Raw genomic sequence first — 22,372 nt, 5'->3', positions numbered from 1 at the left:
GATTCTAATTCAATGAGATCTATATGTATGCGATAGCTTAAGCATATTGGATTGCTGAGCGAAAAAAAGCGCAGTGCTTAGGGCGACTGCGCTTTTATTATTCAGACCAACTGCGGCATGAGCCGAATGTTAAGCCCTAGCTTTATTGGCCTTTGCCAGCTCGATATCCCGTTTTAGCAGTGGCTTTAAGAAGCGTGCCGTGTGGGAGGTTGGATGCTCGGCGACTTCTTCCGGCGTGCCTGTGGCTAAAATCATACCGCCACCACCGCCACCTTCTGGGCCTAAGTCGATAATCCAGTCTGCGGTTTTGATCACATCCAGATTATGCTCAATCACCACAATCGTGTTGCCGTGGGATTTGAGACGATGCAACACGTCGAGCAGCAATTGAATATCGGCAAAATGTAAGCCCGTGGTCGGTTCATCCAAGATATACAAGGTTTGGCCCGTGTCACGCTTAGACAGCTCTTTGGCAAGTTTCACCCTTTGGGCTTCACCGCCCGAAAGTGTGGTCGCACTTTGGCCGAGGCGCACATAGGACAAACCCACATCCATCAAGGTTTGTAGCTTACGGGCAATGGCAGGTACGGCATCGAAGAACTGACGCGCATCTTCCACTGTCATCTGCAGTACTTCGTGAATATTCTTGCCTTTATAGCGTACTTCTAAGGTTTCGCGGTTATAGCGCTTACCTTTACAGGAATCGCAGGGTACATACACATCGGGTAGGAAGTGCATTTCGACCTTGATCAAGCCGTCGCCTTGGCAAGCCTCACAGCGTCCACCTTTTACGTTAAAGGAGAAACGACCGACTTGATAACCGCGAGTACGTGACTCTTGGGTTCCGGCAAAAATCTCGCGAATTGGGGTGAAGATGCCCGTATAAGTGGCAGGATTCGAGCGCGGTGTGCGGCCAATTGGGCTTTGGTCGATATCGACCACTTTGTCGCACAGTTCCATCCCTTCGATACGATCATAGGGTGATGGCTCATCCACTGTCGCCCCGTTGAGCATTCTATGGGCGATTTTGAAGAAGGTATCGTTGATTAAGGTCGATTTACCCGAACCCGATACGCCCGTCACACAAGTGAATAGGCCAATGGGAATGGTTAAATCCACATTACGCAAGTTGTTGCCGCGTGCGCCAAACAATTGAATGACTTGGTTTTTGTCGAAGGGAATGCGCGGCGTATCGATATGAATGCTGCGCTTACCAGAAATATATTGTCCGGTAACTGACTCTTCACAGGCGATGATCTTCTCAATCGGACCGTCGCAAATGACTTCGCCGCCGTGTACACCTGCGCCTGGGCCGATATCGATCACGTGATCCGCCATACGGATCGCATCTTCGTCATGCTCAACCACAATCACAGTGTTGCCCAAATCCCGCAGGTGGATAAGCGTCTGCAGCAGACGCTCGTTATCCCTTTGATGCAGGCCGATTGAAGGTTCGTCGAGCACATACATCACGCCGACGAGCCCTGCACCGATTTGGCTGGCCAGTCGAATACGTTGGGCTTCACCGCCCGAGAGGGTTTCTGCCGAGCGCGATAGGCTCAAATAATTGAGGCCCACGTTGACGAGGAAGCCTAAGCGATCGCGGATTTCTTTTAAAATCTTCTCGGCAATCTGCGCCTTTTGGCCACTAAACTCGACTTTCTCGAAGTAGTCCAAGGCTTCGCCAATCGACCAAGTGGTGAGTTGTGGCAGGTTGATATCACCTAAAAACACGTTACGGGCTTCTTCGCGCAGACGCGAACCACCACAGCTTTGACAAGCTTGGGTATTGATAAACTTGGCTAATTCGTCACGTACCGAGTTACTTTCGGTTTCGCGATAGCGCCTGTCCATGTTGTTTAGAATGCCTTCGAAGGGGTGATTACGTACCACCACATCACCGCGGTCATTAATGTATTTAAAGGCAATACTTTCTTTACCTGAGCCGTAAAGTACGATTTTGCGGACTTTTTCGCTAAGCTGCTCGTAGGGCACTTCGACATCGAACTTATAGTGTTCGGCGAGTGAGCTGAGCATTTGGAAGTAATAGAAGTTGCGTCTATCCCAGCCGCGAATCGCACCGCCCGCCAGTGAAAGCTCGGTATTGGTGATCACGCGCTCAGGATCGAAAAATTGTTGTACCCCTAAACCATCACAGGTTTGGCATGCGCCGGCTGGATTGTTAAAGGAGAAGATCCTTGGCTCTAATTCCGCCATCGAATAACCGCAGTGCGGGCAGGCAAAGTTGGCCGAGAAGATCAGTTCTTCGCCTTTGGATTTACCAGTACCAGTGTCGTCTTCCATGCTGGCAACGGTCGCTATGCCGCCGGAGAGTTCCAGCGCGGTTTCAAAGGATTCCGCTAAGCGTTGCTTGATATCGTCACGCACTTTAAAACGGTCGACGACCACTTCAATCGTGTGTTTAACGTGTAAGTCTAAGGTTGGCGGATCGGTTAAGTCACACACTTCACCGTCGATACGCGCGCGGATATAACCCTGTGCCGATAGACCTTCGAGCAATTTAACGTGTTCACCCTTACGGGCGTTGACCACAGGTGCGAGCAGCATCAAGCGGCTGTCTTGGGGCATTTCCAACACTTTATCGACCATCTGGCTGACGGTTTGTGCCGCCAAGGGTTGATTATGTGTCGGACAACGCGGCTCACCCACGCGGGCAAACATCAAGCGCAGGTAATCATAAATTTCGGTAATCGTGCCCACGGTCGAACGTGGGTTATGGGAGGTGGATTTTTGCTCTATGGATATCGCCGGGCTTAAGCCTTCGATATGGTCCACATCGGGCTTTTCCATTAAACTCAAAAATTGGCGAGCATAGGCAGATAGGGACTCGACATAACGTCGCTGGCCCTCGGCATATAAAGTATCGAAAGCGAGGGAGGATTTGCCAGATCCCGATAAGCCCGTGATGACAATCAGTTTATCCCTTGGGATAGTCAGGTTGATATTCTTGAGATTGTGGGTGCGTGCGCCGCGTATTTCAATCTTATCCATCTATCGCTCTAATGCCATATGCTTAAAAAAATGAGCACAAGTATCGCACAGTTCCGCCGCTGAGTTTAGTTGATTCTGTGATCTGCACCAATCCTAGGGCTGGCACTGGCTTTAAGTCGACCTGCTTTGCGGGATGTTGTGGATGGAATGGATTAACTAAGATTAATACTGTTGTTGCGCACTGACTCACAGGACAATTGTGAACACTATGTTAGACTCATTCCCCTGTGCCTGAGCGTTAAAAATAAAGATGTTAACTCAGACACAGTCAATATAGGTCCGTGATAAACGGGATAAAAGCTAAGTGTATAGTCAGTGGTTTAGGCCACTATTTCCTTTTGAGCAAATCCTTTTGGGTGTGGTAACATGCGCCCCTTAAAAGACTTCAATCCAGGGCAAAATCATGGGTAACAACGGACTTTCGGGTACTGAGAAAAAAGTCGCGTTTTCTTTAGCCAGTGTATTTGGTTTGCGCATGATGGGCTTGTTTATGATCATGCCCGTCTTTGCACTTTATGGTCAGCATCTCGAAGGCTTTTCGCCTCTGTGGGTGGGTATTGCTATCGGCGCCTATGGCCTGACTCAAGCCGTGCTGCAAATCCCCATGGGGATTTTATCTGACAAATATGGTCGCAAGCCGATTATTCTCGGTGGCTTAGTGTTGTTTGCTATTGGTAGTGTTATCGCTGCTAACGCAGATACGATTTATGGCGTTGTCTTTGGTCGAGCTGTACAGGGTATGGGTGCGATTGCCGCTGCCGTGCTGGCGCTTGCCGCGGATTTAACCCGCGACGAGCAGCGCACTAAGGTGATGGCGATTATTGGCATGTGTATCGGGTTATCTTTTGCCCTGTCTTTGCTAATGGGACCTATCGTTGCGCAACATCTTGGGTTGACTGGATTGTTTTGGTTAACGGCGGTATTGGCTATTGTCGGTATGCTGTTGATCCAGTTTTTAGTGCCTAATCCCATCACTCAGGCACCCAAAGGAGACACTTTAGCAACGCCCGCTAAGCTCAAACGTATGTTCCTCGAGCCGCAATTATTTAGGCTTAACGCTGGGATTTTTATCCTGCATTTAGTGCTCACCGCAGTATTTGTGGCATTACCGCTGGATCTGGTGGATGCGGGTCTAGTGAAAGAAAAACATTGGATGCTGTATTTCCCCGCTTTTGTGGGCGCATTTATTTTGATGGTGCCGTTAATCATCATAGGGGTTAAGCGCAAAAATACTAAGGCGATGTTCCAAATTGCCCTCGTGATAATGATAGTGGCATTGCTGGCGATGGCCGCATTTGCGAGCAATCTTTGGGTATTGAGTTTTGCCGTGGTGCTCTTTTTTACTGGGTTTAACTATTTAGAAGCCTCACTGCCAAGTTTGATTGCCAAATTTTGCCCCGTCGGCGAAAAAGGTTCGGCTATGGGCGTGTATTCAACTAGCCAGTTTTTAGGGGCTTTTTGTGGTGGTATGCTCGGTGGCGGTGCTTTCCAGCTCGTGGGCGCAGTCGGGGTATTTGTTGTTGCCGTGATCTTAATGTCTATTTGGTTATTCCTGACATTAGGCATGCAAAATCCTGTGTTGTTAAAGAGTTACACCTTAGAAGCTGAAGTGAAAGACAAGGCGCAAGCGCGCGATATGGCAACCCAGTTATCCCAATTAATGGGCGTTGTTGAAGCCATAGTCGTGCTGGACGAGAAAGTGGCTTATCTCAAGGTAGACGAGCATTTCGATTTAAGAGAAGCACGAGCTGTGTTAGGCTCTGCTCAATAATATCTGGTCTGCCGTGTGGTATTTGGGGAAGCTGATTTCCTCTATGGCAATAAAGATAAACAACATACTGAATTAATAGATTATTTAAAGAATCGCAGGAGATTTCAATGGCCAGTCGTGGTGTTAACAAGGTAATTTTGGTTGGCAATTTGGGACAAGATCCAGAAGTGCGTTATATGCCAAACGGTAATGCAGTCGCAAACATCACAGTAGCGACTAGCGAATCGTGGAAAGACCAACAGGGTCAACAGCAAGAGCGTACTGAATGGCACCGTGTGGTTCTGTTCGGCAAATTAGCTGAAATTACCGGTGAATACCTGCGTAAAGGTTCACAGGTTTATCTTGAAGGTAAACTGCAAACTCGTAAGTGGAAAGACCAAAGTGGTCAAGACCGCTACAGCACTGAAGTGGTTATCGACCAAAGCGGTAGCATGCAAATGCTAGGTAGCCGTGGTCAAGGTGGACAAGCACAAGGCGCGCCAATGGGCGGCATGCCACAAAACGCAGGTTATCAATCTGCACCACAACAAGCCGCGCCTGCGCAAAATCAATATGCGCCAGCGCCTCAAGCTGCACCTGCTTACCAAGCGCCAGCTCAGCAACAATATGCTCCGCCAGCTCCTGCCCAGCAGCAAGGTTATGGTCAGCCACAGGCTCAACAACCACAACAAGGTGGTTATGCGCCTAAGCAACAAGCCGCTCCAGCGCCAGCTTATCAAGCGCCTGCAGCACCAGCACAGCGTCCAGCGCCACAACCACAGCAAAACTTCACTCCAGATTTGGATGATGGCTGGGATGACGATATTCCATTCTAATTTGGAACGTATCGAAGCATAAAGACGGTATCGTCTTAAATAAGCAAAGCCACGCGAGTCGTGGCTTTGTTGTTTCTTGTTTTTAAGTTTTTGCCGTGAAGCGTGGGTTAGGTCGTTCAACCCTTTACCTCGCTTGTTCACATGATGATACGCTTGAGATAAAACTTAGAACGTATAATCGAAGTTATAACGCATGCCTAGCATGATCTGGTCATTGGTTTCGCGGTATTCAAAATCTGTTTTTTGATATTCGATGAAGGTGCTGAATTTCGGTGTTTTATGCCATTCCAGCGTAGTGTTATAGGCATTGTATTTCGCGGAGGTGATGTCATTGTCGCCATCGTCATATTTGGACACGCCTAGCTTGATTTTATAGCTGTCAGTGATGGGATAGCTTGCAACTACATCCAGTGTTGAACCATCCAATGTTGTGCCATCGACGCTGTCTTTTTCAATGTTTTGGTAGGCTGCGGCGAGGAACAGAGAATTGAAATTTTTTGCTAGTGTTACACCGAATGTATTTTCATCCTTGTTGTCCTCTAACTCTTTATTATAAAAAGCTGCGGCAATGTAGATGAAGTCGGTTTTATAACGGATGCCCGTGTTAACGAAGTCACTGCCACCACTGCCTTTATTGCCGTCGAATTGCGCATCGGCCGAAAATAACAGGTCGCCAAACTCTTTACGATAGGTCACGAGATTATTGAGCCTGAATGGGCTCGCACTGTCATAGGCCAGAGGCGTTCCTGAGCGGTTAAAGATATCAACGGGATCGGAAATCATTTCCTGCGTGACGGCTTGTTTACCTATGGCAACGCTACCAAAAAATCCCTTTAATCCGACATAGGCTTTACGTGCATCGCCAAAGTCGCCGTCATCTTTGATATCGACCTTAAATTCCCCCTTCGCAAACCCGACTAAGCCATTGCCAAGCTGGTGTTCTGCGGCAAAGCCAATTCGCGAGTTCGCATCGCCTACATCCCACACATCGTCCGAGTTAGTGTGGGTCAGGCCGAAGGTTGGGCGTAAAGAACCATAAAAATTAAACTGGGTATCCGATGGCACTGATTGTTCATTTTCTTGCGCTTCGAGCATGGCGAGTCTCTGCTGAATTTGTTGTAATTCAGTGCGTAATTCGTCATTGGTTTCTGCTGTATTATTGGCTTGAACGGCAAAAATAGGTGTGGCAAAGCTCAGCACAAGTATGGCTGATGTAAGTTTAGACGGTTTCATTTATGTTTCCTTACATAACAACTACTCGCGTTACGCTAATGGATTTTGTTGCCTATTGAGCTGTATCGCTAGTAGTAAGGAGCTGCACTTGTGATAGTGCTGGGGAGGCGCCTAACTAAGAAAATTAGGCTTCGTAACTCAGCAGCTGACAGATAAAACCTGTCAGCTGGTTTTGGAAAGATGCAATCCTATCCATCCCGCCAAAACAGCGGGATGTTAGAGGGAGGATTAGAGTATGGTCGCGGCCATTTTGCGGCGCAGGTAAGCGATTTGCTGCATGTGCGGCAAATCTTTGGGGCAGTTATCTTGGCAGCCGAGTAGCGTCATACAGCCGAAGACGCCATCTTGATTGCCAATCACATGGTAGAAATCATCCGCGCTGCGGCTGTCTCTGCTATCCATTTCGAAGCGGGCAATTTTCATCATGCCAACCGCGCCGACAAAGGTGTCACGCATTTGTTTGGTGGCGCAGGCCGACACGCAAACGCCACATTCGACGCAGCGTTCTAGCTCATAGATCCGCGCGGCTTCTTCGGGTGGCATTGGGTTTTCGAGGCGATGAATGTCCTGATCATCGGGTCTAGGATGCAGCCACAGTTTTAAGCGTTCGGCTAATTCGCGCATAAATTTACCCGTGTTCACCGATAAGTCGCCAATCAGCTCGAAGCCAGGTAGCGGCATGAGGGTGATTTCACCATTGGGATAATTTGCCGTTAACGTGCGACAGGCAAGCGTGGGGAAACCATTGATCACCATGGCGCAACTGCCACAGATGCCCGCGCGGCAGACAAAGTCGAACTGCAGTGAAGGGTCTTGTAGCTCACGTAGTTGATTTAAGGCGATAAACACTGTCATGCCCGGTGTTTCAGTCAACTGATAACGTTCCATCTTTGGCTTGTCTTGGCCATCTTGCGGATCGTAGCGAAAGATATTAAAGCTGATTTGACGGCTCATAGTGGTTTGTTTCCTACCGGTTGGGCTGGAGTGATCGCTAAGGTATCGCTGAGGCGTTCATTAGGAGCCTGCAGGTGGCTTGGCAGCTCGTATGGCATCAGGGCTCGCTGCAGTGTGTTTCTATCGGGATCATCACCTAAGCTCGCGAGCACTTGATTGATTTCTTGTACGCGTTTTTCGGTATCTGGATGGGCGATAGTATTATCGTTACCGTAGCCACGGTATCCCGGTGGTAGCTCCATTTTCATCACATCTAGCGCTTCATAACGCAGTACTGGTTCCAGTGATTCGGCATCTGGCCAAGTTGCCAGCGTGCGGTTGAGCCAATCTTTATCGTTGCGTTGTGGGTAATCTTCCCGTGAATGGGCGCCGCGGCTTTCAGTGCGAGCCTCTGCGCCACAGGCGACGGTTAGGGCCACTTTCAACATACGGGTGACGTGTAGCGCTTCGACTAACTCAGGATTGGAGTGACGTTTTTTACATTTAAGGCCAAGATTTTTTGCCCGCAGCAGTAAGTCTTTCAAGCCTTTGATGGCTTTATCTAACTCGGGTCCATTACGGAAGATCCCGACGTAGTTCATCATGATGCGTTGCATTTCTTTCTTTATTTGGAAGGGGTTTTCTGTGCCGTTGCCTTCGACCAGTCCATCGATTTCTTGCTGCAATTTATCAATGAATTTTTGGGTCAGTGCGGTATCAATTTCTAAGTCGTTATTCTCACAAAAATCAGCGACATATTTGCCGATGATCATGCCGCCGACTACAGTTTCCGCCACCGAATTACCGCCTAAACGGTTAAAACCATGCATGTCCCAACAGGCCGCTTCTCCGACACTGAACAGCCCTTTGAGTTGTGGACTCTCGCCTGTGGCATTGGTGCGCACGCCGCCCATGGAATAATGCTGGGTAGGCCTGACGGGGATCCAATCTTTGCAAGGATCGATACCGAGGAAGTAATCACAAATCTCTTTCACTTCGCGCAGGTTGGTTTCGATATGCTCACGGCCCAGCTGCGTAATATCCAGCCACAGATGCGGGCCGTAAGGGCTTTCGACACCATTGCCTTTGCGCATGTGTTCTGTCATGCGGCGAGAAACCACATCGCGGGAGGCGAGTTCTTTTTTCTCTGGCTCGTAATCTGGCATAAAGCGATGACCGTCTTTATCGCGCAGAATACCGCCATCACCACGACAACCTTCAGTGGTAAGGATCCCCGCGGGCACTATGGCGGTAGGGTGAAACTGCACCGCTTCCATATTGCCTAAGGTGGCGACACCAGTATCGAGTGCTAACGCTTGGCCTATGCCTTCGCAGATGGTGGCATTGGTCGATATTTCATAAATCTTGCCATAACCGCCAGTGGCGATGGTGGTGGATTTGGCCACATAAGCGCACAATTCACCTGTGACTAAACAGCGGGCAATGACTCCATGGCAACGCTTACTGTCATGGATCAGCGACAGTGCTTCAATCCGTTCATGTACTGGAATGCCCATGGAGATAGCTTGGTTATCGACCGCGTACAGTAAAGAGTGGCCAGTGCCGTCTGCGGTGTAACAAGTACGCCATTTTTTAGTGCCACCAAAATCGCGGGCATTGATCAGGCCGTGAGCTTCTTCGGCCTCATTGAGCGTTACCCTTTGCGCGTTCATGATGACTTCGCGCGGGCCGGCGGAAATCCTTGACCAAGGCACGCCCCAGTTGGTGAGTTCTCGGATCGCTTTAGGTGCAACGTGGGCAAACATGCGTGCGACGTCTTGATCGCAGCCCCAGTCAGAACCTTTGACTGTGTCTTGAAAGTGAATGTCTTCGTTATCACCCATGCCTTTAACAGTATTGCCTAGGCTGGCTTGCATTCCGCCCTGTGCGGCGGCCGAATGTGAACGTTTTGCGGGAATTAACGATAGCACTAAGGTATCTAGGCCTCGTTCTTTGGTGGCAATCGCGACTCTAAGGCCTGCCAATCCTGCGCCAATGACTAATGAGTCTGTATAAATGATTTTCAAATCAGATCCTTATCTAATAATTTAGATAACATTTCATGGATTTATCATTGCGCTCCTCGGGCATAGATGCGCTGCAACTATGTATCAGAGGAGGATCCGTATGTTGTTTGTCTTGCTATACAGGCTAGGTGCGCCGATAGCGTCATGCCCATTACTGAGGAATAAACGGTTGTACTGGCAAAACTAATTCGATACCAATATTGATATAGGTCACTAGGCTTAATGTGCCTAAACACAATAAATAGACGATCAATACTTGCGCTATAGTGCGGATAAGTGGACGGTTACTACTCACACCCCACTTTAATATCACTCGGTATAAACCAACGATGCCGTGGAATAACACGATAGGTAAAAACACCACGTATAAGAGCCAAGCGTTATCGTGGTAAACCCGTTCGGCCGAAAGGTGAGGGCCAATATCAGGGTTTAAAATCATAGTGGCAAGATGGGCCGACACTAAGAAAAACAGTAAGAAACCGGTGATCATCTGCCAGAACCATGCTTGGGTATCTCTATGCTTGATAGTCGACATAAAGCCACGCATCGCTCGCCATTGACCTAATTGCACCGGAAAACGACGTAATGCGGTGGCGGCATGTATTGCAACAATCACGAGCATAATGACTGAAATGATCTGGGTCACGATGGGGAAGCCATGACCCGTCGAGCTAAACATACTGCCTTCTAAGAATTGCACCATGTGAAAGAAGGTTTCTTTACCAAATAAAATGCTCGCCTCGAAATGCATATGAAATAAGAGGAAAATACCTAATATAAGTCCTGTCACACTTTGTAAGCAGTCTGCTTTAGCCGACCAAGCTTGGCCAAATGGTCCGCCGTTAATGGCGGTAGGAACACGCGTTTTTGCTGACATTAATTCACCTCTTACTCGATTTGCTATGGCGTGAATGTACCTGCATCACGCCAAAACAAAGTCTATAGATACAGATTAAAAGAAGAGGGTTAATCCATTTGTAGGCATTAGCCCTGAGAGCACTTAGGGTAAAATTGAGCTACAGCATCATGCCGCCAAACAGGAAGGCCAATGCCACACTGGTGGCAATCGTCACAACGCCAGGGACCAGGAACGGATGGTTAAATACCGCCTTACCAATCCGAGTCGAGCCGGTATCATCCATCTCGACCGCAGCCAGTAGCGTGGGGTAAGTCGGTAATACAAACAGCGCGCTGACGGCGGCGAAAGAGGCTACGGCAGTTAAAGGACTTACGCCAATCGCTAAGGCTGCGGGCATCAGCGCCTTCGTTGTCGCGCCTTGGGAGTAGAGCAGCATGGAGGCAAAGAATAAGGTTACCGATAATAACCAAGGCTGACTTTGCAGTAAGGTGCCGGCAAGATCTTTGATTTCCTCGATATGATTCGACACTAAGGTATCGCCTAACCAAGCCACACCTAATACACAGACACAGGCTGACATGCCTGACTTGAAGGTGGCCGCGTTAGAGATTTCGCTTGCGTCTAACTTACAGAAAATCGTAATAGCGGCAGCTGCCGTAAGCATCAGCACCATAATTGCTGCGTCGCGTGGCAATACAGGGTCAACAATCAAACCGACTTTGTCAGATATCGCAGTGGCATAGGCCATGACAGCCGCAATCGCCAGTAAGAAAATCATCACAGATCGTTTCGCGCCGGCTTTAATTTCGATTTGAGTTGTACCGCGTGTTTTGACTAAACCTTTGGCTAAGCGTTCTTGATAGACAGGATCATCGGCCAGTTCTTTGCCCATTAAGTTGGCAACAACGGCTCCGACCATGCAGGCGAGGAAAGTTGAGGGAATACAAACGGCTAACAGTACTAAATAATCTACGCCAAACGGCTCTAAGATGCCTGAGAAGAACACGACAGCCGCTGAAATCGGTGAGGCGGTAATGGCGACTTGAGATGCGACAACGGCAATAGATAAGGGACGAGAGGGGCGAATGCCTTGCTCTTTTGCGACTTCGGCAATAACAGGTAAGGTGGAGAATGCTGTGTGGCCTGTACCCGCAAAAAGTGTCATGAAATAGGTGACGACAGGGGCCAGAAAGGTGATTTGTTTGGGATGCTTACGTAATAATTTTTCTGCCAGTGAGACTAAATAATCCATCCCTCCAGACACTTGCATGGCCGCAATCGCGGTGATAACTGACATAATGATGAGGATCACGTCAATCGGGATATTGCCCGGTTTGAGTCCCATCCCCGCGGTCAGTATCAGTACCCCGACACCGCCAGCGAAGCCGACTCCCATGCTACCCATCCTTGCACCAAGGTAAATAGCCCCGAGGACGATAATTATCTCTAATATAATCATAGTGTTAACTCTATTTTATTTTTAATTTCAATAGCCTGCGCATATTCACTCTGCGCAGGCTTATTCTTGAATCATCGAGTTGTGGGCTGGGGAAGCCTCCCCAGCCCCACTGAGTTACACTTTGGCTTTGCTGGTGTTGCGTTTAGCCTGATATTTAGGATTCATCAGGTTTTCAACTGAGAGAATGTCATCGAGTTCTTCAACCGTTAACAAACCGCGTTCGAGTACCACTTCACGGACATTTTTACCCGTTTGGGCGCAAATCTTGCCTATGATGTCACCTTCATGGTGGCCGATGATTGGGTTAAGGTAGGTCACGATCCCGATAGAGTTCATCACATGGGCCATGCAGATCTCTGGATTGGCTGTGATACCTTCAACGCATTTTTCACGCAGGGAGATACAGGCATTGCCCATCAAACTGAGCGACTCAAACATCGCCTGTCCAATCACAGGTTCCATTACGTTAAGCTGTAATTGGCCAGCTTCGGCAGCCATAGTGATAGTGATATCGTTGCCGACAATCTTAAAGGCAACCTGATTGACGACCTCAGGGATCACAGGGTTAACCTTGGCTGGCATGATGGAGGAACCCGCTTGCAGCTCAGGAAGATTAATCTCCTTCAGACCTGTACGTGGACCCGATGAAAGTAAGCGTAGGTCGTTACAAATCTTGGACATTTTAATCGCCATACGCTTAATTGCACTGTGCAGCATAACGTAGGCACCACAATCGGATGTCGCTTCGATTAAATCTTCCGCTGGCACATAGGCGCGGCCAGTAATGTCTGCCAGATACTTAATGGCTAATGCGGAATAACCGACAGGCGTATTGAGCCCTGTACCAATGGCGGTTGCGCCTAAGTTCACTTCTAACAACAGCTCTTGGCAACGCTTGATGGACTTAATTTCTTCTCGCAATGTAACAGCAAAGGCATGAAACTCTTGGCCTAAGGTCATAGGCACGGCATCTTGCAATTGAGTGCGGCCCATTTTTAAGACGGTTTTAAACTCTGTGGCTTTAGTGTCGAAAGCGCTGATAAGGTCGGTTAATGCATCTAACAGAATATCGGTACTGTTGATGACCGCAATACGGAAACCTGTTGGATAGGCATCGTTAGTCGATTGGCATTTATTGACATGGTCATTAGGATTGATGACATCGTAACGGCCTTTTTCTAGCCCCATGATCTCCAGTGCAACGTTGGCTAATACCTCATTGGTATTCATGTTGACTGAAGTGCCTGCGCCTCCTTGATAAACATCGACCGGAAATTGATCAACAAATCGACCCGTTGTGAGTATTAGATCGCACGCTTCAATAATTTTGTCAGCGATTTCAGGACTTACAGCGCCTAATTCACTGTTAGCCATGGCAGCGGCTTTTTTTGTTAGCATCATGCCACGGACTAATTCAGGTACATCGGAAATTTTTTGATTACTCAGCTTAAAGTTTTCGATGGCACGCAATGTATGTATGCCATAATAAAATTCATTGGAAACTTCTTTCGTGCCCAATAAATCTTCTTCGATCCGTACGCTATTAGTATCTTTCATTTCGATCCTATTAAATCCAATTAATAGTAAGATATATCTCCGAGTATTGAGTTGTGGATGTGTACAATAAGTATACGTAACACATCAAGAATAACTCATCGAAAACATGAAGGAGAATCGTCTCCTTGACTATCGAAGTAGATCTTAACGCTTTGGCAATAACAGGATTAGGATGGTGATCACTTAACTGTTTGAAATAGTGTATTTCTTTTGTTTCTTAGATAAGTCTCTCAACTCGGATCACTAGTGTGAGCCATTACTTTTTGATGCAAATTAGCTATAGATTTGTTATTCGTTAACCAATCGGCGACATATTTATTCAAGTGTTTTTAAATTTAAATAAACCATACGATATTTAATTGTCACTGCGTCAATAGCGAATAATCATTGATTAGTTAAATCTACTCAATAATAAATGCATGGTGCTTTCCTTAAAGTTTAAATAATCAATTAGATAACGCTAAATCTGTTATTTCATTTTAGTGAGAGCTATCACAGTGAGGCTTAGACAATAGTGCACACTGTGGGCGTTTATTATTAATCAAAGGATGTAAGCATGAATTTTCCAATGCGTAAGCTTTTGCTCTCGGTCACTTTAGGGTTATTTCTCTCCTCCGCGGCGCAGGCGCTTCCACAGGTACGTATTATTGCTACGGGTGGCACTATTGCGGGAGTCGGACAATCGGCTACTGAGTCTAACTATCAGGCTGGTGAAGTGGGCATTAGTAGCTTAATTGCGGCCGTGCCTGAAATGAAACAACTTGCCGATATTCAAGGTGAGCAACTGGTTAAAATCGGTTCGCAGGACATGAACGATAAAGTTTGGCTAGCCTTAGCCAAGCGCATCAATCTGCTATTGGCTGATAAAGATGTCGACGGTATCGTCATTACCCATGGTACTGATACCTTAGAGGAAACGGCGTATTTTTTAAATCTCACCATCAAGAGCGATAAGTCTGTAGTACTGGTTGGGGCAATGCGTCCATCAACTGCCATGAGTGCCGATGGCCCGATGAATTTGTTTAACGCAGTCGCGACCGCCGCTAACCTCGAATCTAAAGGTCGAGGCGTGTTGGTGGTGATGAACGATACCGTATTGAATGCCCGCGATGTGACTAAGACTAACACTACAGGTGTACACACTTTTGCCGCGCCTAACTTTGGCCCGCTTGGCGTTATCCATAACAGCAAGATTGAATACATGGGCAAAACTGAGCGTCAACATACAAGGCAAACGCCTTTTGATGTTAGCAAACTCGACAAGTTGCCACAGGTAGGGATTGTCTACAACTATGCTAATGCCAGCGATTTACCTGTTAAAGCTATGGTTGAAGCGGGTTTTGATGGCATAGTCAGCGCCGGTGTAGGTAATGGTAATATTTACCACTCAATATTTGACACCTTAGCTAAGGCGAGTCAAAAAGGCACCATAGTCGTTCGCTCTAGCCGAGTGCCCACAGGCGCAACCACGCTTGATGCCGAGATAGACGATGCTAAATATGGCTTTATCGCCGCAGGTAATCTTAACCCGCAAAAAGCCCGCATTTTACTGATGCTGTCCTTAACGCAAAGCAAAGATCCACAACAGATCCAACGTTGGTTTCAACAGTTTTAAGATTCAACTGCGTGATAAAACAAAAGCCCTGCGAATATTCGTAGGGCTTTTGCATTAATGGCTTACCTGTGAAGTGGTTTTTTCACGAGGCCATGAGCCGAAATATCTAAACTTTGGTGTGATTTTTAAAGCCAAAATTGTGAGGGTTCAACTCAGATTTTCAATCAAGATATTGCTCTATTACTAGATTGGCGAAAAGGCTTCGCCAATTAAGCACTCAATATCTCGCAAATATATGCATACCATTCCACAGTAACCATTAAATCCACAGCTGTTTCAGCTTCCTTCCTCGCTCATTATTTTTCGGCATATTCTGACTATATATCAAGGCGATAAACTATTTTTAGTACGGCATAAGGTATTGATTTTGTGACTTAAAGTGCTTTAGGTACTATAGTGAAAGCTTATTTTATCTGAAACATAGGTGAGCGCTTCCTAGGTTTCTTGTTTGATTTTGGGGGCAAAGTGCGAATTTTAATGAACAATTTCAAGGTAATTAGTTTTGTGCGTCAGTGGTTACTGCTGGCGCTTTTGAGTATGGCGTTGCCACTGCAGGCGAGTGAAGATCCGCTGTGGATGGGAACGACAGGCTTGCCTATGAGTGAGCGGATCCATACCGGTGAACTTGCCAATGGTATGCGTTATTTATTGGTTAGCAATAAGACGCCGGAGCAGGCGGTCATAGTGCGGATGCGGGTGGATGTAGGCTCTTTGGTCGAGTCTGATGCCGAGCAAGGATTAGTGCACTTTCTTGAGCATATGGCCTTTAATGGCTCGACCGGATTGGCGGCGGGGGAGATGATGCCGACATTGCAGCGCCTTGGCCTGAGTTTTGGCGCCGATACCAATGCTGTGACTGAGTTTCAGCAGACGGTTTATCAATTCAACTTGCCAAGTAATAGCCAAGATAAAATCGATACGGCTTTGTTTTTAATGCGAGAAATTGGCAGTAATCTATTACTTGACCCAGCGCTAATTGAACGTGAAAAAGCGGTGGTGTTGTCTGAGCTGCGTGAACGTAGCGGTGCGGATCTTGAGAATTACCGTAACCAATTACAGTTTTTAATGCCAAACACATTGTTGTCAAAGCGCTTCCCTGTGGGGGAGGCGAACAGTATCAGTAATGCCAATCGCGAGGCGTTGCTGTCTTTATATCAGCGTTTTTATACGCCCTCACGCACCACTTTAATTGTGGTGGGTGATATCGAGGTCGCCGCGGTAGAACAAAAGATAAAACAACAGTTTGCCAGTTGGAAGGCCGCGCCTTTGGCCGCTAAAACCAAGGAACAAGCTATTGGTACTGTCGCAGAGCGCCAAAGTGTCGATGCGGCGGCATTTTTTGATCCAAGTCTGTCAACGTCAGTTTCCCTTGGCATGCTAAAACCCATCTCAGCGATTACCGATAGCCCTGCTGTGCGGGAGCAGGAAATGTTGCTCGAGCTTGCCCATGGCATCTTGTATCGCCGTATGGAGTCGCAATTACTGCATAGCCAAGGTTTATATGGTGTAAACCTGCAGGTTGGACCGCAGTTTGATATTGCCTATGGCACACAAATGAGCCTAGGTACGCAGGAAAATAACTGGCAAGAGGGAATCGCACTCTTGGAGAAAACCCTGCGTCAAGCAAAAGAGTTTGGTTTTAGCCAGCAGGAAATTGACCAGCAAACCAAACGTATGCATAAGGGATATCAGCTAAGTGTCGCGGGGAGCAGTACTATTCACAGTGTGAATATTGCCGAGAGTCTAGTGTATTCGGTGGCGGGCAATCGCGTCCCTGTCGAACCTGATTGGCAGCTCGCATTTTTTGAAAAAATAATGCCAACAGTGACACCGCAAAAGCTAAGCCAAGTGTTTAATCAAACATGGAACGCCACGCCGTATTTGTATCTGACCAGCAATAAGCCCATTGAAAATGCTGAAAAACAGCTTATCGCCAGCTACGAGAAAAGCAGTAAACAAGCGGTGAGCGCACCAGCAATCAAGGCGATTGATGAGTTTGCTTATACTCAGTTTGGCGAGCAAGGCAAGTTAGTGGCCGACAGTCGCGATAAGGAAACGGGGATTCGCCAACTGCAATTTGCCAATGGCGTGCGCCTTAATCTTAAGCCTACCAACTTTAATAAAGGCACCACATTGGTCAGCCTAAACATTGGCTTTGGTGAAGTGCCATTCCCTGAGTTGGATGGTTTGTCTTATCTGTTTAACAGTGCGTTTGTGCAGGGTGGGCTCAAGGCCCATGATTATGACAGTCTGCAGGATATTTTTGCTGGGCAAGATATTTCCATCAACTTAGGCCTGCGTGAGCAAAGTTTTGGCGGCGAGATTAGCACTAATGCCGCAGAGCTACGCACGCAGCTTGGCTTAATGACGGCTTATTTAATTGAGCCGGGTATGGATAAGCAGGCTGAGCAATTGTTTCGTGAACAAGTGATTGCCGAGCAACAAAGTATTCATAGCAACCCACAATCTGAGTTTTCTAATCAGTTTGCCCGTATCTCCCATAATGGTGATAAACGCTATGGTTATGGTGAGCCTGAAGAAATTCTCAAACGTCACTTTGGAGAATTAGCGCCGAGTTTCCATTCGGCCGTCGAGCAAGGGGCGATTGAACTCGCTATTGTGGGCGATTTTGATGAAGCGAGTGCCATTGCTGCTGTGGCTGAAACGCTTGGCGCCATTAAGCGTAGCCCTATTGCTAATGCTCAGTCGATAGTACCTGTGTTTCCGAAAGTGCCCGTTCAGAAAACATTAACCCATTATGGTCAACTGGATATGGCGGCACTTGCCATGGTATGGCCTACAACGGACATGACTCACTTGAGTCAACACGCGGGATTGGGTCTGCTGGAGCAAGTGCTAAGCATTCTATTAACGGAAAACGTGAGGGAGAAGGCGGGCGCGAGTTATTCGCCATCGGCCTTTTCTTATAACGATTTCAATGCCAGCGGTTATGGTTACTTAGGTTTGTTTAGCGTGACGACTCAAGCTATGTTGCCAACGGTTGCCGAGTATTTCACCGCCGCAGTTAAGCAAGTTAAAGCGCCTTCGGGGATCAGTGAGGACTTACTTAATCGAGCCCGCCAACCTGTGCTTGAGTGGATGCAAGCTGCGCCGCAAACCAATGGTTTTTGGTTAGATCTCACCTCAACTGCCCAGAGTCATCCTAGTCGTTTTGCTGCCTTTAAACAAAGGCAAGCGTTAGCGCAGCAGATGACAGTTGCAGAACTTAATAAATTGGCGCAGCAATATCTGCAAGACGATAGCAGTTTAATGATCCAAGTCCTTCCTGCACCGCCAGAACCTCAGCAATGAGTGTTGGGCTCATAGAATAGTAGACTGATCATTCACCGACATATCCCCTGTGGTCGCAAACCGCAGGGGATATTTTTCTACCCCTTTCCTTCTTCAGTTCTGTTACCAACTTTTCTTCCTCGTTCGTGGTGTTATGTCCTCCCATAGGTCGTCAATGGAAATACCTGTTGTCGAAAATGCCACTCACAGATCTGCGCGAGTGAAACTAGGCTAGGCGCAACTAATGTGTGAGATGGCTAATGGGGTGAGGTATATGTTTCGATATCTATTGTGCAGTTTTTGTCTAGTGCTTTTGTACCCGACAGGGATAGATATGTACTTGATCGGTTTGCCGCAAATTGCGCAGGATTTAGGGGCGAGTGAGGCGCAGCTGCATATTGCTTTTTCTGTGTATCTTGCGGGCATGGCGACCACTATGCTGTTTGCGGGGAGCTTAGCCGATAGGATTGGGCGTAAACCCATTACCTTGTTTGGCGCATTTTTGTTTGCTATTGCCTCTTACTTTGCCGGTAGTGCGCAAACCAGTGATCTCTTTTTAATGGCACGCTTTGCACAAGGGATAGGTGCTGGTTCTTGCTATGTAGTGGCTTTTGCGATTTTGCGTGATGTATTAGACGATAAGCGCCGAGCAAAAGTGCTCTCTATGGTCAATGGCGTGACTTGCATTATCCCTGTGATAGCGCCTGTGATAGGCCATTTAATTATGCTTAAATTCCCATGGCCTAGCCTATTTAACACTATGGCGGGGATGGGATTAATGGTCTTAACCCTGTGTATTTTTGTATTACGCGAAACCTATCCTAAACCGCAACTTCACACCACAGTTGAGCCAGGTGGGTATAAAGAATCCTTTAAACAGCGGTTTTTTCTCAGTCGTGTGGTGATAACGACTTTAGGTGTGACCACGATTTTAAGCTATGTAAATGTCTCTCCCATGTTGATCATGGGGCAGATGGGGTTTGACCGTGGACAATATTCCAACACTATGGCTATGACAGCATTTGTGAGTATGGTTGCCTCATTTTCGACGCCCTTTTTGCTTAACTTGTTTAAAGAAAAATCGTTAATTTTGTTCTCTCAGACATTATTTGCCGCCGCAGCACTGGTGTTGATCTTGACTCAATTGGGCGGGGTTAGTCAGTCATTCAACCTGCTAGGTTTTAGTTTTGTGTGTTCGGGGTTTGCGATTGGATTTGGGGTCACCATGAGTCAGGCGCTCAGCCCATTTGTGGCTCGGGCTGGAGTTGCCAGCTCTTTACTGGGAATTGCCCAAGTGTGTACTTCAGCTTTATATATTTGGGTGATGGGTCTGCTCGAAGTGAGTGCGATTAATATATTATTAGTGATCCTCGCTGTCGGTGCGCTGGTGAGCATTACACTGATCTTAGCGGTTCCTAAATTGCCGGAAATTGTAATTAATGACCAAATCCCTGAGTCGGCTAGATCTTAACTTATTGTTTATTTTGCAGCTTTTATTACAGGAGCGGAGTGTCTCTAAGACTGCCAAAAAGCTCAATGTCACGCCATCCACTGTGAGTAAGTCGCTGGCCAAATTACGGGATTGGTTTGACGATCCCTTATTTGTCAAAACGCCGCAGGGATTTCAGTTAACGCCATTGGCTCACGGTATGGAGCAGGAGTTATCCGAATGGTTGCAAATGGGTAAGCAACTGATGGCTAAGCGCGGTGACGAGATGACCAAAGGGCTCACCTTCGAGTTGATGCTTGAGTCGCCTTTGTTGCTTATCATGCTTAATGAGCTGACTCAGGCCATTTATACTCAATACCCTGATGCAAAGGTGAAGGTACGAAATTGGGATTACGATTCACTCGAAGCGATTGTGCGTGGTGAAGCTGATATGGGGTTTACCGGCCGAGAAAGTCATCCCCGTTCCAAGGAATCCCTTGATTTATTACCCTATTTTATCGATTTTGAGGTTTTATTTACCGATCTTCCTCAGGTGTATTTACGCCGCGATCATCCCGCCTTACAGGAAGAGTGGAATATAGACACCTTTCTTAAATATTCGCATATCAATATCTTGTGGGAAAAGAGCGAAACCTGGGCCTTGGATGATGTGCTTATTGAGCTTGGGTTAAGTCGCAATATTGTGCTGACCTTGGCCAGTTTTGAGCAGTCACTGTTTGTCGCGGCAGAGCCTCACCACAGCATGATGGCAATTGCGCCACAATATTGTGAGCAATATGCTCGCCAATTACATCCTGACTTAGTCAGTCGCCCGATCCCGTTAAGTGGCGAATATCTTGATAAACTCGCCATTCCTTTTACCTTGATTTGGCATAAGAGAAACAGCCACAACCCCAAAATCACTTGGCTAAGAAACAAGATAAAAGTGATTTATCAGCCGCGTGCGCATGATTAAGACGTTAAGCTTCACAGAGGATATATGTTAGAACTGTTGATTCCTTTAAAGAAGACTGTAAATCAGTCTGCAAAAGATGACCTAGAGCACTGGCTAAGTTCCATGCCTGACGGGGCTGCTTGGTATGTTATTTCGGATTATTGTTTCGGGGACAAAACTAAGCAAAATGACACAGTGTCATTTACAGTTCTCTTACATCACGACAAGCTGGATAATATCAAAGAATATATCAATCACTTTGCCCCTAAAGACATAAAATCAACTCGGACGGTATCTGTCGAATTCTTACAATATATTAATTCCCCAGTTACCTTTTCGTTTACTTTCGTAATTGACCGAAAGGCTAACTTGCTTAGAGATTATGCTACAGATGAAAATATGCTGTCATTCTTACCAGCGTTTCGCAATGTAGTATCAGATATCGCAAGTAACTCAACATTTCAAAACGGCTATGTTGATGGAGTCATGAAAAGAGTTAGAGCTTTTGAAGCTGATTTCTCAAAGAAAAACTTTAATTCAAAATTAGCCCGTCAAATTTACATAGTGTCAGCATTTGCTAGTGTCGTTTTTGAAGTTTTAGCTATAGCTAAAAAGCCCAAATATATTCAGTGGATTTCTGACAGAGATGCGCTGCTTGAGCGATATGATAGTTTTGCTTTTGACCTATCATACTTTTTATTTTTACAGAGTTATTCTGTACACTTTGAGCGAAAAGAAAATTCAGTGTTAATGTTAGATACCCCTCAGTTTCTATTCCCAGAACCAGAGAAGTCTGGGAAAAACCATTATGATGAGTTAATTCGAATTCCTGATTATTTGGCGGGGACCTTAGCGGATCTAGATGTCTCATCCAATAAATTTACTAAAGATAAGTACAATACAATCCTTTTAAATTCGTTAGTTAACTCTCGCAACCAAGCTGTCATCTACGTTACAGGCAAGGGAAATGATCTTTGTTGTAAACGTTTGGTTCACAAAGCTTAATAAGTGTCTCATAAAGCTTAACAAGCGCCTCATAAAGCTTAATAGGCGTCTCATAAGGGACTGTCAACGTGTGGCGTTTCCTGTCCCATTCAACTGCGATGTGGTTACGGCTGTTGTGATTGAGTTTGGTAGTCGCGTTGTCTGCTCCTTAGGCGGGTGTTATGTAAGCGTAACGCCAACCACACCTTGCGGTGTGGCTGGTGATCAGTAAGGCAGGAGTTGCTGTAGTTTCTCTTGGGTGTTGGCTTTGGGTAGCTCGGTTAATAAGCGGCATAGGTAATCATACGGCTCCAGTCCGTTGATTTTTGAGGTCTCGACCAGGCTGTACAGTGCCGCACTGGCTTGTGCTCCCGTCTTGGTATTGGCGAACAACCACGCCTTGCGACCAATCACGAACGGTTTGATGGCGCG

The 22,372-nt window shown here is 46.9% G+C and carries 15 protein-coding genes; 7 read left to right on the top strand and 8 right to left on the bottom strand.

The genetic code is table 11. The features are described from left to right. Positions 1-129 precede the first annotated feature (129 nt). On the bottom strand, positions 130-3,012 hold the full coding sequence (gene uvrA / locus L5M10_RS19045; RefSeq protein ID WP_263237656.1) for an excinuclease ABC subunit UvrA: 2,883 nt from the start codon (positions 3,010-3,012) through the stop codon (positions 130-132). 403 nt (positions 3,013-3,415) lie between these two features. Here uvrA and L5M10_RS19040 point away from each other — a divergent pair, with 403 nt between their 5' ends. Together L5M10_RS19040 and ssb are read left to right on the top strand one after the other, a co-directional pair. Further along, positions 3,416-4,783, top strand: a complete 1,368-nt coding sequence (locus L5M10_RS19040; RefSeq protein WP_168825599.1) for an MFS transporter — start codon at positions 3,416-3,418, stop codon at positions 4,781-4,783. A gap of 107 nt (positions 4,784-4,890) precedes the next feature. Then, complete coding sequence (gene ssb, locus L5M10_RS19035; RefSeq protein WP_168825597.1) at positions 4,891-5,598, top strand: single-stranded DNA-binding protein; 708 nt, start codon at positions 4,891-4,893, stop codon at positions 5,596-5,598. A gap of 165 nt (positions 5,599-5,763) precedes the next feature. On the opposite strand, the gene L5M10_RS19030 is transcribed toward ssb, so the two are convergent. The 6 genes from L5M10_RS19030 to aspA form a co-directional block, all read right to left on the bottom strand. Then, positions 5,764-6,831 (bottom strand): porin, encoded by a 1,068-nt coding sequence (locus tag L5M10_RS19030; RefSeq protein WP_263164502.1) that lies wholly within the window; start codon positions 6,829-6,831, stop codon positions 5,764-5,766. A 228-nt stretch (positions 6,832-7,059) separates the two neighbouring features. Continuing rightward, positions 7,060-7,785, bottom strand: a complete 726-nt coding sequence (locus L5M10_RS19025) for a fumarate reductase iron-sulfur subunit (RefSeq protein WP_263164500.1) — start codon at positions 7,783-7,785, stop codon at positions 7,060-7,062. After that, the gene (locus L5M10_RS19020; protein WP_263255747.1) at positions 7,782-9,791 is read right to left on the bottom strand and encodes a fumarate reductase flavoprotein subunit; all 2,010 of its coding nucleotides are present in this window, start codon (positions 9,789-9,791) and stop codon (positions 7,782-7,784) included. The genes L5M10_RS19025 and L5M10_RS19020 overlap by 4 nt, the downstream gene beginning before the upstream one ends. A 151-nt stretch (positions 9,792-9,942) precedes the next feature. Then, the gene (locus L5M10_RS19015) at positions 9,943-10,668 is read right to left on the bottom strand and encodes a fumarate reductase cytochrome b subunit (RefSeq protein ID WP_105251340.1); all 726 of its coding nucleotides are present in this window, start codon (positions 10,666-10,668) and stop codon (positions 9,943-9,945) included. A gap of 139 nt (positions 10,669-10,807) precedes the next feature. Continuing rightward, a complete protein-coding gene (locus L5M10_RS19010) occupies positions 10,808-12,109 on the bottom strand; it encodes an anaerobic C4-dicarboxylate transporter (protein ID WP_113940028.1) in 1,302 nt (433 codons plus the stop codon). A gap of 114 nt (positions 12,110-12,223) precedes the next feature. Then, positions 12,224-13,666, bottom strand: a complete 1,443-nt coding sequence (gene aspA / locus L5M10_RS19005; RefSeq protein ID WP_212600104.1) for an aspartate ammonia-lyase — start codon at positions 13,664-13,666, stop codon at positions 12,224-12,226. A gap of 556 nt (positions 13,667-14,222) precedes the next feature. Here aspA and ansB point away from each other — a divergent pair. From ansB to L5M10_RS18980, 5 genes are all read left to right on the top strand, one after another. Beyond that, positions 14,223-15,281, top strand: a complete 1,059-nt coding sequence (gene ansB / locus L5M10_RS19000; RefSeq protein WP_263255746.1) for an L-asparaginase 2 — start codon at positions 14,223-14,225, stop codon at positions 15,279-15,281. Positions 15,282-15,758: 477 nt separating this feature from the next. Continuing rightward, on the top strand, positions 15,759-18,593 hold the full coding sequence (locus L5M10_RS18995) for a M16 family metallopeptidase (RefSeq protein ID WP_263255745.1): 2,835 nt from the start codon (positions 15,759-15,761) through the stop codon (positions 18,591-18,593). A 253-nt stretch (positions 18,594-18,846) separates the two neighbouring features. Next, positions 18,847-20,043, top strand: coding sequence for an MFS transporter (locus tag L5M10_RS18990; protein WP_263176419.1), 1,197 nt, complete (start codon positions 18,847-18,849; stop codon positions 20,041-20,043). Then, positions 20,012-20,977 carry an HTH-type transcriptional regulator YidZ gene (yidZ, locus tag L5M10_RS18985; RefSeq protein WP_263176418.1) on the top strand — a complete coding sequence of 322 codons (966 nt, stop codon included), beginning with the start codon at positions 20,012-20,014 and terminating at the stop codon, positions 20,975-20,977. Before L5M10_RS18990 ends, yidZ begins: the two co-directional genes overlap by 32 nt. A gap of 24 nt (positions 20,978-21,001) precedes the next feature. After that, on the top strand, positions 21,002-21,961 hold the full coding sequence (locus L5M10_RS18980) for a hypothetical protein (RefSeq protein WP_263255744.1): 960 nt from the start codon (positions 21,002-21,004) through the stop codon (positions 21,959-21,961). Positions 21,962-22,165: 204 nt separating this feature from the next. Here L5M10_RS18980 and L5M10_RS18975 read toward each other — a convergent pair. Continuing rightward, on the bottom strand, positions 22,166-22,372 hold a 207-nt coding region (locus L5M10_RS18975), incomplete at its 5' end, for a transposase domain-containing protein (protein WP_263197534.1).

Origin of the sequence: Shewanella sp. SM32 (genome assembly GCF_025654235.1) — a bacterium.
GTDB lineage: Bacteria > Pseudomonadota > Gammaproteobacteria > Enterobacterales > Shewanellaceae > Shewanella > Shewanella oncorhynchi.
Note: the sequence above shows the minus strand (reverse complement) of the source record. Positions and strands in the feature narration are given on the sequence as shown.

What these genes read in the sequence shown, in the direction of transcription:
- uvrA (WP_263237656.1), bottom strand. Translation starts at nt 3,012, where the DNA reads ATGGATAAGATTGAAATACGCGGCGCACGCACCCACAATCTCAAGAAT.
- yidZ (WP_263176418.1), top strand. Translation starts at nt 20,012, where the DNA reads ATGACCAAATCCCTGAGTCGGCTAGATCTTAACTTATTGTTTATTTTG.
- L5M10_RS19030 (WP_263164502.1), bottom strand. Translation starts at nt 6,831, where the DNA reads ATGAAACCGTCTAAACTTACATCAGCCATACTTGTGCTGAGCTTTGCC.
- L5M10_RS18995 (WP_263255745.1), top strand. Translation starts at nt 15,759, where the DNA reads ATGAACAATTTCAAGGTAATTAGTTTTGTGCGTCAGTGGTTACTGCTG.
- L5M10_RS19025 (WP_263164500.1), bottom strand. Translation starts at nt 7,785, where the DNA reads ATGAGCCGTCAAATCAGCTTTAATATCTTTCGCTACGATCCGCAAGAT.
- ssb (WP_168825597.1), top strand. Translation starts at nt 4,891, where the DNA reads ATGGCCAGTCGTGGTGTTAACAAGGTAATTTTGGTTGGCAATTTGGGA.
- L5M10_RS18990 (WP_263176419.1), top strand. Translation starts at nt 18,847, where the DNA reads ATGTTTCGATATCTATTGTGCAGTTTTTGTCTAGTGCTTTTGTACCCG.
- L5M10_RS18980 (WP_263255744.1), top strand. Translation starts at nt 21,002, where the DNA reads ATGTTAGAACTGTTGATTCCTTTAAAGAAGACTGTAAATCAGTCTGCA.
- ansB (WP_263255746.1), top strand. Translation starts at nt 14,223, where the DNA reads ATGAATTTTCCAATGCGTAAGCTTTTGCTCTCGGTCACTTTAGGGTTA.
- aspA (WP_212600104.1), bottom strand. Translation starts at nt 13,666, where the DNA reads ATGAAAGATACTAATAGCGTACGGATCGAAGAAGATTTATTGGGCACG.
- L5M10_RS19040 (WP_168825599.1), top strand. Translation starts at nt 3,416, where the DNA reads ATGGGTAACAACGGACTTTCGGGTACTGAGAAAAAAGTCGCGTTTTCT.
- L5M10_RS19010 (WP_113940028.1), bottom strand. Translation starts at nt 12,109, where the DNA reads ATGATTATATTAGAGATAATTATCGTCCTCGGGGCTATTTACCTTGGT.
- L5M10_RS19015 (WP_105251340.1), bottom strand. Translation starts at nt 10,668, where the DNA reads ATGTCAGCAAAAACGCGTGTTCCTACCGCCATTAACGGCGGACCATTT.